Origin of the sequence: Fischerella sp. (genome assembly GCF_013388695.1) — a bacterium.
Taxonomy (GTDB): Bacteria; Cyanobacteriota; Cyanobacteriia; order Cyanobacteriales; family Nostocaceae; genus PCC9605.
The window spans coordinates 1-10,342 of the sequence record NZ_JACAEU010000167.1 but is presented as its reverse complement, the minus strand read 5'-3'; the positions used below and the strand labels follow the sequence as shown (position 1 = coordinate 10,342).

Genomic DNA, 10,342 nt, shown 5'->3' with positions numbered 1-10,342 from the left:
GTGAGTAGTTGGTCAGGCGATCGTTAATTATGAGAATGGCGCTTATTTGTAGAATTGTCCAAAATGTGAGAAAAAGGGCGTGAAACAGATTACAGATCAGCAAGAACAATGGTTTCAATGTTACGATTATTTGGATTGGCTAAAATAAGTAAAATTAGGTTATTAATTTTATTTATTAATAAATAATGAGGATAGCTGATGCAGTTAATTAGAGATTTTTTGGGTTTATTCAGCTTTATTAGCAAGATTTACGAACAAATCAAAAACTTTTTTCTGCCCAAAAGGGCTTTTGCTTGGCAAACTTTAATTTATCTAAGTATTTTCTCTTGGCTAATATCATCTCTATCTACAGGCTTTATAAAGTCTGCGATCGCCTTTTGCGGCTGGGCATTTTTAATTGCAGGTACTGCTTGGTATACGACCGAAAATCCTTTACTAATTCCTGGTACTAATATGCCCATCGGTGCATTAGTAACTGGATTTTTAGTAAGTGCTTTTGCCTTTGGAGATTCAGCAGAAGTACTTACAAGCAGAACAATAGTTTTCTGGCCAACAATTTCGGCATTGATTACCGCAGCTGGAGAATTTTTGGAAGGAACTGGTACTGATGTCAGTACTCAGATTCCTAAGGTAGAAGACCGCGAAAAAATCATAATTTTAGTTGCTAGCTGTATGGTAATTAGTTGCTGGTTGCAATTTGGCTTCACAGTGAATCAATGGCTAAAAGAATTTCCAAGTTTGCAGGCAGATAATTTTAGGGGTACCTTTGTAATTAGAACAACGCAACAATCAGCTAAAATTCCAGAAAATGGCGTTGAAATTTTAAAGAAACTTGAACCGTTAGTAAGAGAGCAAATAGCTAACAGACCCTGGTCAGAAGTCGAACAATGGCTTCTGGGTGCACAGCAAAGAGTAACTAATTTGGGTAGAGAAGTAATACAAACAAGCTTAGGTGGATATGAAGAAAGATATTTATGGCAGATTCAACCACGTGTATACAACCTGAAGTCCGGAGGATACACTCTAGATTTACTCAGCATCTGGAGTGGTCCTACGTCTACAGGACATGGATACTATCTGAAACAGTCTTGTCAGATTGAACCACTCGCTAGGTCTACAAATTCCTCCACCACTAATAGACCAGATAATGGATCTTTATTTGCAGAAATCAATTGCAGTCAGATTAGCAAACCAATTCCAGGGCCACCACCACCCTTACAGTGAAGAGTGGGAGATGGGAAGAGTGGGAGAGTGGGAGATGGGGAGACAATCAACCATTAACTACTAACCACTAACAACCAACAACCAACAACCAACAACCAACCACTAACCACTAACTACTAACTCTTGACAAATGACAAATAACAAATGACAAATGACTAATAACCAATGACTAAATAAAGATGAATTTCGGCAGAATTTCTGTAATAGCAACGAATGTGTTTCGAGAAGTAATACGCGATCGCATTCTATTCATAATTGGCTTTTATTTTCTCATCCTCGCGGTTGCTATTTATCTTCTTCCTCAATTTGCGGCTGCTACTGAGGACAAAATGTTTTTTGATTTTAGTTTGGCGACGATGAGTCTTCTCGGTTTAGTTGTGGCGGTATTTGTTGGTACGGGACTGGTAAACAAAGAAATAGAGAAGCGTACTGTTTTAGTATTAATTGCTAAACCCATAAGCCGCAGTGAATTCATCACTGGTAAATATTTAGGATTATTGGCGGTACTAGCAGTTTTGATTGCCGCTATGACAGCGATCGCTCTTGCATTTTTGCTATTTAATCAAATCGCTTATTCACTGGCAAGTATTTTGATTGCTACATTTTTCTTATTCCTACAGTTGTCTTTGATCGCTGCTGTGGCTATTACCTTGGGTGTATTTACCAGTTCCTTGTTAGCAACAGCTTTAACATTTGCTGTTTATCTGATGGGGAATATTACTCAAGATTTACTGAAGCTTGGTCGTCTGGGAAACAACTCTAATATCCAAAACCTAACTCAAACTTTGTATCTCGTCTTGCCAGATTTATCTCGCTTAGATGTTAAAAACGATGCCGTATATGGTCTGGCAGCATTACCAAATACTACAGCACTCATTAGTAATGCTGGTTACGGCTTACTGTATACAGCGATGCTGTTAGCGATCGCTATCCTCATCTTCTCACAACGAGAGTTTTAATAATTTATTAACCAGTCATTTGTCATTAATCATTAGTAAAAACAAATGACAAATGACAAATGACCAATGACCTATTGAATAATAAATATCTGATTTGGTTGAATTGTACCATCAGGCATGATTGCATCATATAGTTTTGCATTCTTGAGATTTGCATTCCGAAGATTTGCTTCGCTCAAGTTTGCTGCAATTAAATTTGCCCAATTGAGATCTGCACCTGTTAAGTCAGCTTGATTAAAATTGGCTTCTAGTAAAATTGCTCCACATAGTTTTGCTTCTTCAAGATTTGCTCTTACTAACTGAGCTTGAATGAGCGATCCTTCAGTTAATTGGGCACTGCTTAAGTCAGCTTCCCTTAAATCAGCATTACATAGAGAAGCACCCCACAGTTTACTTCCACTTAATTTTGCCCGCCATAAACGAGCTCCACACAAATTCGCTTGCGTTAAATCAGCTTGATTTAAATTAGCTTCACATAAATTTACGTCTTGTAAATTGGCTTCCCGCAGATTTGCTTGCATTAAATTAGCTTCACTTAGGTTAGCACCACTGAGAATAGCGCCACTCAGATTTGCACTACGCAAATCCGCTCCTCTAAAGTTAATTCCACTGAGATCAATTGCTCTGAGGTCGATTCCACTCAAGTCACAGCCACTGAAATCTCTACCCTCAAAATTTTGATCTGTGATCTGACTTAGGACTCTTTCTTGTTTGTCAGCATGATTTTTCATGATATTCGCCTCTGAATGAGTTTGTAATTTTTCTTAACTTTCACCCCGATGATCTATTAGTATTCTGATAATCTCTGTATCTTGAGAGTACACCCCAAAAGTTAAGAACCTAGGGAGCCAATCGATAAAAATTAGAGAAAAATCTATAAAGAATGGTGAGAACCTTAAAAATACGTTATTAATGTACTTTTTTTGTCAAAATATTCTGATAAACATCAGGAAAGCTTCATAACAAAGATTCATTTTACTTCCTGGATAACTGCCTTTACTTATGGCGATCGCATTGGCAATGGTTTCCAATCAGAATAGTCGGCAAAATGACCCCAGTATGCAAGATAGCCAGTAAAAGCGAAAATCAAAGCAGTAACTATCAGCACGATCGCGCCAATTAACCGCCATGAGCGATTGGCTTTAAAATACAATGTTGGTGCAGCTAAAACTCCACTCAATCCGGTTAAGATAAACCCAATTCCTGTTAGTAGTGGATTCCGTGTCAATCCAAGGTTAATAATGCGCGCACCAACCACAATGGCAGCAATTCCTGCAAAAAAGCCATAAATTGCTATTGTTAGCAAATCCCAACCAAGAGCTAAAGCCAAGGAAGTAGCAATAAAAAGAATGCCAAACAAAACGGTCATTTCACCATAGGCGATATTGAAAATACTTCGCACAGGCCAGGTGAAAGTCATGTGTAAGCCAGTAACAAGTGCGATCGCCCCTGTCATCCCAAAACCAGGAATCCAGCGTTTTTGATTAACCCGATCTAAACCAAAATACAAGTAGCCAGCTAGGAGAAACAGTCCAGCTACTAGATTAAGCAGCATTAAGGTGATGTAGTTAATGAACATAACCTAGAATTTCACTTGAAAATGAGGCAGGGGAAAAAGGGATAGGAAATTAAACATGTAAAAACCGAAAGAATCGTAGATTATTTCTTTTCGCTTTTAACTTAGCTTTATTGTTGCCCCCCACTTATACAAAAAGTCTATCGAATAAGTTGGGTAGCTGAAAATCTGTATTTAGAAACATTCTCAGTTTTTTGTTAGTGGTTGGTTGTTGTTTGTTAGTGGTTGTAGAGACGTGCCATGGCACGTCTGTACATTGGTTAGTGGTTGTTAACTATGCCCGATGCCCAATGCCCAATGCCCGATGCCCAATGCCCCCTCTCCCCCTCTCCCATTCCTCATCCCTCTTCCCTCCAAGTTTGTAGCTGCAAATATACTAGTACCAGCGTCACTGCTAACAGCACTGTCGCCGCTGCTGCGGCGTAACTAAAATCGAATTGACCAAATGCTTCTTGATAGATGTAATAAACCAGCACATTAGTAGAATTTAACGGGCCACCACCAGTCATCACATACACTTGCTCAAAACTCCGCAATGTGAAAATCATAGTGGTGACGATCGCAAATACTAAAGTTGATTGCAATCCTGGTAAGGTAATATGCCAAAACTGTTGCCAAGCATTTGCACCATCGAGTTCTGCGGCTTCATACCGACTAGAGGGAATAGTTTGTAACCCAGCCAAGAACACCACCATATTGAAGCCGAGTTGTTTCCAAATACTCAAGATAATTAGTACTGGCATTGCCCAAACCGTGCTACTCAACCAGGGAATGGGTTTAATAGCGATCGCATCCAACAGCGTGTTAACTGTACCATCGTTTTGAAACAACCAGCGAAATCCCAAACCAGCAGCAACTAGAGAAATAATTGAAGGCAGAAAATAAGCACTCCGTAGCAGTCCTCGCAACGGTAAAGCCTGATTTAACAACACTGCTAGTCCTAAGGGGATAATCAGACTGGGAATAACAGTAGCAACGGTGAAGTAAATTGTATTCAAAATTACTTGCCAAAAATCTTGATTGAGTAGCAAGCGCCAGTAATTATTTAAGCCTACCCAGCGTGTACCTGTGGAAGTGAAAATACCAGTAGTAAAGCTGAGGCAAAACAAATAAATAATGGGCCAAATAATAAAAATGCCTAATAAAATAAGTGCTGGAGCCAGAAAAAACCAAGCCGCAACAGTATCATTATCCAACCACGACTTACCAGACTCACCAGGCTTACTATATATTTTTGGCATCTACAATTCATCCTCCCTGCCGTTATGACGCTCCGCCCTGATTCTACATCTAGCTTGGTTTCTCCTCACATTAATAAAGACGCGTTATCTAAAGCCACTCCTGTAAAACTGGGAATCATGGCTTCAGGAAATGGCAGTAACTTTGAAGTAATTGCCAAAGCCATTAAAGATAAGCAGCTTTCTGCCCAAATACAGGTTCTGATTTACAATAACCCAGATGCCTATGTCGCAGTCCGGGCTAATAACTGGGGTGTACCCGCTGTGCTACTCAACCACCGCGATTACCAAAGCCGTGAAGACTTGGATTGGCAGATTGTTCAGACTTTGCAGCAGTACGGCGTGGAATTAGTAGTTATGGCTGGTTGGATGCGACTAGTGACGCAAGTATTAATTGATGCTTTTCCCAACCGGATTATTAATATTCATCCTAGCTTGTTACCTAGTTTTAAAGGTTCGCGTGCCGTAGAACATGCTTTGGCGGCTGGTGTAAAAATTACAGGTTGTACAGTGCATTTGGTGTGTCTGGAAATGGACAGCGGCCCAATTTTGATGCAAGCAGCGGTGCCCGTGTTGCCGGATGATACGCGAGAAACACTCCACGCCAGAATTCAAGTGCAGGAACATCAGATCTTACCGCAGGCGATCGCCCTAGCAGCGCATCAACTACGTGCTAACGGTATACCACTGACTGCAAAAAACCTGTAAAGAAACAGTAAAAACACTGTAAAGTTTGCTACTGTCAACCAGGTGCTAAAAAAATGTGTTTTGTCAAGTGTAGATAAAATGAAAGAGACAAATAAAATAAGAGCGATATCTCGTAATAAGACGCTCTACATCTTTTGCATGTCATCTCATACGCTCTCTCATTCTTCAGTATTATGGAAGTATTAGAACTTAAACGCGAAATCGAAACGTTGTCTGAGCGCCTGGGTAAAACCCAGGACTATCTTTGACATCCCTGCACTGACTGCCAAAATTCAAGACCTAGAACAAATAGCCTCACAGCCAGAATTTTGGGATGACCAAGTCAAAGCCCAAAAAACGCTGCAAGAACTCAACGACCTCAAAGCCCATCTCCAGCAATACGATCGTTGGCAAGTCAGTCTGGAAGATACTAAGGCTGTGTTGGAGCTTTTGGAGTTGGAAAACGACGAGGCGCTACTGCAAGAAGCAGAAACAACCATCACTAAGCTGAACCGCGAACTCGAACAGTGGGAGTTACAACAGTTACTTTCTGGGCCGTACGATGAATCGGGTGCAGTATTGACAATTACAGCTGGTGCAGGTGGTACTGATGCCCAAGACTGGGCAGAAATGTTACTGCGGATGTATACTCGTTGGGCGGAAAATCACGGCTACAAGGTAAATTTAACTGACGAGTCTGAGGGCGATGAAGCGGGGATTAAATCCGCAACCTTGGAAATTTCCGGTCGCTATGCCTATGGATATCTGAGGTCTGAGACGGGTACTCATCGCCTAGTGCGAATTTCACCTTTCAATGCCAACGGCAAGCGCCAAACAAGCTTTGCTGGGGTAGAAGTGATGCCACAGCTAGATAACTCGGTACAGTTGGAAATTCCAGAAAAAGACCTAGAAGTTACCACATCCAGATCTGGTGGTAAAGGTGGACAGAACGTCAACAAAGTCGAAACTGCCGTGCGGATTGTTCACATTCCCACAGGTATAGCCGTGCGTTGTACCGAAGAACGCAGCCAACTGCAAAATAAAGAGAAAGCACTCGCTCGCCTGAAAGCCAAGTTGCTAGTTATTGCCCAAGAACAACGCGCCCAAGAAATTGCCGAAATTCGCGGTGATATGGTTGAAGCATCTTGGGGTAATCAAATCCGTAACTACGTGTTTCATCCCTACCAAATGGTTAAGGATTTGCGTACCGAAGTAGAAACAACTGCGATCGCTGATGTGATGAACGGCGAAATTGACATGTTCATCCAAGCTTACCTCCGGCAAGAAAATCAGCTAGTGGAAGCGGCTGTGTAATTGAGGAATTGTTAGTGGATAGTAGTTAGTAGTTAGTTGTTCTACCCACTAACTACTAACCACTAACTACTAACTACGAAGTAAACAAACTGTTACATTTATAAAAGAAATTGTTATCAAATCATTATGAGCGACTCTCCTCCCACAGAATCTCAACCTAGCTATGTCAAACTCGCGATGCGAAACATGGTACAAAAGCGAGTTACTTCTCTCAAACATTTTGCACTGACCACAGCAGGGCTTTTAGCTGTCCTCGTCGGTCTTGCCTATCTGACTCGCTGATAATCAACTATCACCTTCAGTATAGGAGACTTTTTGGCTGGTGCAAGTTGAAGTACATGTGCAGGACTGTCTGGGTGAGTCTTCCCAAACAAAAGCTGTAGAGGTTGGAGACACTGATAAACCAATTACTGCCCAAACCTGGGAAAACTGGTTTAGTAGCTGGTTGGAAATTCTACAACCGAATATTCCGCCAGCATCAAATTATGAAATAGGACTGCGTTTGACAAACGACTCTGAAATTCAGACGCTAAACGCTCAATATCGTCATCAAAACAAGCCTACAGACGTTTTATCTTTTGCGGCATTAGAAGTAGACTTTCCCCAGCCAACTGATATGCTCGCTTCTCTGCCCTTGTATCTTGGTGACATTGTTATTTCTGTCGATACAGCACAATTACAAGCTCAACAGCAGGGACATACTTTGTCAACAGAACTAGCTTGGTTAGCAGCTCACGGGCTTTTGCATCTACTGGGCTGGGATCATCCGGATGAAGATAGTTTGGAAAGAATGCTAAAACAGCAAGTAATATTACTGAAGGCAATAGGTATTGCCATTGACATAGAATAGCATGTGACTGCATGTTCGTGAAAATGCAATAATACTCGTGTAGAAAATTGGCAGAAAGTCGACTACCCGATTAAAATCAGCAAAAAACTCCTAGTCCTCCCACTCTACTGCTGTATGTAACCATGACTATGTCCCAACCAGTTTCATCACCACCACCAACATCAAGCCATTTAGAACAAGTTGTCACTAAAAAACGGGAACTCTCCTGGCAAGTTGCCTCTAATTTATTCATTAGTTTTAAGTATGCTTGGTGTGGGATAAGTTACGCATTTCAAACTCAACGCAATTTTCGCATCCACGTAGTTATATGCGTACTGACATTGGTGATGAGCTTTTTTTTGCATCTAAAAGCAGTAGAAATAGCAGTCATAGGCATAACGAGTGGTTTGGTATTGGCATTGGAGTTACTTAATACAGCAATTGAGTCGGTAGTTGATTTAACAGTCAAACAGACATACCATGAACTAGCAAAGATCGCTAAAGATTGTGCTGCTGGTGCTGTACTGGTCTCTGCTTTGGTAGCGATATTGGTAGCTGGTATGCTCCTATGTCCGCCGTTGCTAGCCTTGATTTTGTCGACTTTCTAAGTGAAAAATTACATAATTTTATACTTATTTGTTGGTTTTTAGTTGTGTTTTTCCAGGCTGAACCTGGGAACGAGAATTTGGAAGTTCCGCTTCCCGATTGTTGGAACTGGTGTAACATTTGAGTTCTAACCAACAACTAACTACCAACAACTAACTAAACAAAATGATATCAGTGGTTAAGACCTGGAGTTATAAGCTGTGATTATAGTTATTGACAATTACGACAGCTTTACCTATAACTTGGTGCAGTATTTGGGGGAACTGGCCTCAGAGTTCCCCATAGCGGCTGATATTAAAGTTTTTCGTAACGATAAGATTACCATAGATGAAATTCATGCCCTCAAGCCAGATGGAGTTGTAATTTCTCCCGGCCCTGGTCGCCCAGAAGATGCGGGGATTTCTCTAGATGTGATTGAAAAACTCGGTTCCGATCTGCCGATTTTAGGAGTTTGTTTAGGGCATCAAAGTATTGGTCAGGTGTTCGGTGGTAATATCGTTTCTGCGCCAGAGTTGATGCATGGTAAAACTTCTCAGGTGTCTCACACCGGAGTTGGTGTTTTTCAGGGATTAGAAAATCCGATTACCGCTACCCGGTATCATAGTCTAGTGATTGACCGCGATACTTGCCCAGAAGTGTTAGAAATTACGGCTTGGGTCGAAGATGGCACAATTATGGGAGTACGACACCGGAACTATCCTCATATAGAAGGCGTCCAATTTCACCCAGAGAGTGTTCTGACATCTTCAGGCAAGCAGTTACTGCGAAACTTTCTTTTCAAATTACAGATGAGACAGCGAGAGAGTAATTAATGAAACGACGGCAATTGATGGGCTATGCTGGGGCGGGATTGGTAACGACTTTGGTTACTAGCTTGAGTTCTCACCGTCAAGCTGGTGCCCAATCTGGCGGTTCATTAACAGTTCAGTGGTTGGGTCATACTTGCTTTCTGTTTACTGGCGGCGGTGCGAAAATTCTTGTCAACCCATTTCGCACAATTGGTTGTACCGCTGGGTATCGTCCACCGAAAGTGGCAGCAGATTTAGTGCTGATCAGCAGTCAGTTGCTGGATGAAGGTGCTGTGGAAGACCTACCAGGAAATCCCAAGTTGATTTACGAACCGGGAGTTTACGAGTTTCAAGGCATTAAGGTACAAGGAATTGCCATTCCCCACGATCGCAAAGGTGGCAAGCAATTCGGCACAAATGCAGCTTGGCAGTGGAACCAAGCAGGAATTAATATCTTACACTTAGGGGGAGCGGCTGCACCCATTTCCATTGAGCAAAAAATCCTCATCGGTCGTCCGGATTTAGCATTAGTACCCGTAGGTGGTGGCCCAAAAGCTTACAATGCCCAGGAAGCAAAGCAGGCAATTCAAGTTATTACTCCCAAGATAGTTATTCCTACCCATTACCGCACCCAAGCAGCTGATAATGCTACCTGTGATATTTCTCCCTTAGATGAATTTATAACCGTGATGCAGGGAATGGCCGTACGTCGTAGCAATAGCGATACAGTTACAATCAGCTCTAGTAATTTACCAGAGAATGGGGCGATACAAGTTTTGAGTTACAAGTTTTAAATTTATTTTGAGGCAGGTGACATGATATGTACCTGCCCCTTTAAATATTACGCAAAGGCACAAAGTTTTTAAATTTTATCTAGGTTTTGGAATAAAAATAACAAAGCCACAATGATATTGAAGTGGCTAGTCCTCTGAAATTTCAATATATGAATTCAAAAAGCTTTTTAATTCATCCGGGGATTTATAGTTGTTACAGTTTATTTTTAACTGAACTTCCCCCGGTGCAAATGTACTAAACAGCCCTTAAACCCTTACCAAATAAAGAACCTAGCCTTTATGGGCAATATATGTGTACCCATGTAAGTGATAGAACAATTTGCACAT

12 protein-coding genes are annotated in these 10,342 nt (G+C 41.3%); 9 read left to right on the top strand and 3 right to left on the bottom strand.

All coding sequences use genetic code 11. The features are described from left to right. The first annotated feature begins 198 nt into the window (after positions 1-198). Together fraD and HXY43_RS23185 are read left to right on the top strand one after the other, a co-directional pair. Positions 199-1,224 carry a septal junction protein FraD gene (gene fraD, locus HXY43_RS23190; protein ID WP_290888401.1) on the top strand — a complete coding sequence of 342 codons (1,026 nt, stop codon included), beginning with the start codon at positions 199-201 and terminating at the stop codon, positions 1,222-1,224. A 179-nt stretch (positions 1,225-1,403) separates the two neighbouring features. Next, positions 1,404-2,183 (top strand): ABC transporter permease, encoded by a 780-nt coding sequence (locus tag HXY43_RS23185; RefSeq protein ID WP_290888397.1) that lies wholly within the window; start codon positions 1,404-1,406, stop codon positions 2,181-2,183. 71 nt (positions 2,184-2,254) lie between these two features. Here the strand turns inward: HXY43_RS23185 and HXY43_RS23180 are convergent, their stop codons facing one another. From HXY43_RS23180 to HXY43_RS23170, 3 genes are all read right to left on the bottom strand, one after another. Next, positions 2,255-2,914 (bottom strand): pentapeptide repeat-containing protein, encoded by a 660-nt coding sequence (locus HXY43_RS23180; protein WP_290888394.1) that lies wholly within the window; start codon positions 2,912-2,914, stop codon positions 2,255-2,257. A gap of 269 nt (positions 2,915-3,183) precedes the next feature. Continuing rightward, positions 3,184-3,762, bottom strand: coding sequence for a DUF981 family protein (locus HXY43_RS23175; RefSeq protein ID WP_290888391.1), 579 nt, complete (start codon positions 3,760-3,762; stop codon positions 3,184-3,186). Between the two features lie 335 nt (positions 3,763-4,097). Then, entirely contained in the window at positions 4,098-5,000 is a 903-nt protein-coding gene (locus tag HXY43_RS23170) for a carbohydrate ABC transporter permease (protein WP_290888388.1), read from the bottom strand. A gap of 24 nt (positions 5,001-5,024) precedes the next feature. On the opposite strand from HXY43_RS23170, the gene purN reads away from it, so the two are divergent. The 7 genes from purN to HXY43_RS23135 all read left to right on the top strand — a co-directional run bounded on the left by purN (position 5,025) and on the right by HXY43_RS23135 (position 10,015). Then, a complete protein-coding gene (purN, locus tag HXY43_RS23165; RefSeq protein WP_290888385.1) occupies positions 5,025-5,705 on the top strand; it encodes a phosphoribosylglycinamide formyltransferase in 681 nt (226 codons plus the stop codon). A gap of 173 nt (positions 5,706-5,878) precedes the next feature. Next, positions 5,879-6,998, top strand: a protein-coding gene (gene prfB, locus HXY43_RS23160) for a peptide chain release factor 2 (protein WP_290888382.1) whose coding sequence is annotated in 2 segments (ribosomal slippage) — positions 5,879-5,950 and positions 5,952-6,998 — 1,119 coding nt in all. Because the reading frame shifts where the segments join, the coding sequence is not laid out codon by codon here. Between the two features lie 126 nt (positions 6,999-7,124). Then, positions 7,125-7,280, top strand: a complete 156-nt coding sequence (locus HXY43_RS23155) for a DUF3285 domain-containing protein (RefSeq protein ID WP_290888379.1) — start codon at positions 7,125-7,127, stop codon at positions 7,278-7,280. Between the two features lie 40 nt (positions 7,281-7,320). Continuing rightward, a complete protein-coding gene (gene ybeY / locus HXY43_RS23150) occupies positions 7,321-7,848 on the top strand; it encodes an rRNA maturation RNase YbeY (protein ID WP_290888376.1) in 528 nt (175 codons plus the stop codon). Positions 7,849-7,976: 128 nt separating this feature from the next. Then, positions 7,977-8,435, top strand: coding sequence for a diacylglycerol kinase (locus tag HXY43_RS23145; protein WP_290888404.1), 459 nt, complete (start codon positions 7,977-7,979; stop codon positions 8,433-8,435). A gap of 198 nt (positions 8,436-8,633) precedes the next feature. Next, on the top strand, positions 8,634-9,245 hold the full coding sequence (locus tag HXY43_RS23140) for an aminodeoxychorismate/anthranilate synthase component II (RefSeq protein WP_290888373.1): 612 nt from the start codon (positions 8,634-8,636) through the stop codon (positions 9,243-9,245). After that, positions 9,245-10,015 (top strand): MBL fold metallo-hydrolase, encoded by a 771-nt coding sequence (locus HXY43_RS23135; RefSeq protein WP_290888369.1) that lies wholly within the window; start codon positions 9,245-9,247, stop codon positions 10,013-10,015. Before HXY43_RS23140 ends, HXY43_RS23135 begins: the two co-directional genes overlap by 1 nt. Positions 10,016-10,342: the final 327 nt, after the last annotated feature.

Excerpts from the sequence above, each read along its gene's own strand:
- HXY43_RS23185 (WP_290888397.1), top strand. The coding sequence starts at position 1,404 with ATGAATTTCGGCAGAATTTCTGTAATAGCAACGAATGTGTTTCGAGAA.
- HXY43_RS23155 (WP_290888379.1), top strand. The coding sequence starts at position 7,125 with ATGAGCGACTCTCCTCCCACAGAATCTCAACCTAGCTATGTCAAACTC.
- HXY43_RS23135 (WP_290888369.1), top strand. The coding sequence starts at position 9,245 with ATGAAACGACGGCAATTGATGGGCTATGCTGGGGCGGGATTGGTAACG.
- HXY43_RS23170 (WP_290888388.1), bottom strand. The coding sequence starts at position 5,000 with ATGCCAAAAATATATAGTAAGCCTGGTGAGTCTGGTAAGTCGTGGTTG.
- purN (WP_290888385.1), top strand. The coding sequence starts at position 5,025 with ATGACGCTCCGCCCTGATTCTACATCTAGCTTGGTTTCTCCTCACATT.
- HXY43_RS23175 (WP_290888391.1), bottom strand. The coding sequence starts at position 3,762 with ATGTTCATTAACTACATCACCTTAATGCTGCTTAATCTAGTAGCTGGA.
- fraD (WP_290888401.1), top strand. The coding sequence starts at position 199 with ATGCAGTTAATTAGAGATTTTTTGGGTTTATTCAGCTTTATTAGCAAG.
- HXY43_RS23145 (WP_290888404.1), top strand. The coding sequence starts at position 7,977 with ATGTCCCAACCAGTTTCATCACCACCACCAACATCAAGCCATTTAGAA.
- HXY43_RS23180 (WP_290888394.1), bottom strand. The coding sequence starts at position 2,914 with ATGAAAAATCATGCTGACAAACAAGAAAGAGTCCTAAGTCAGATCACA.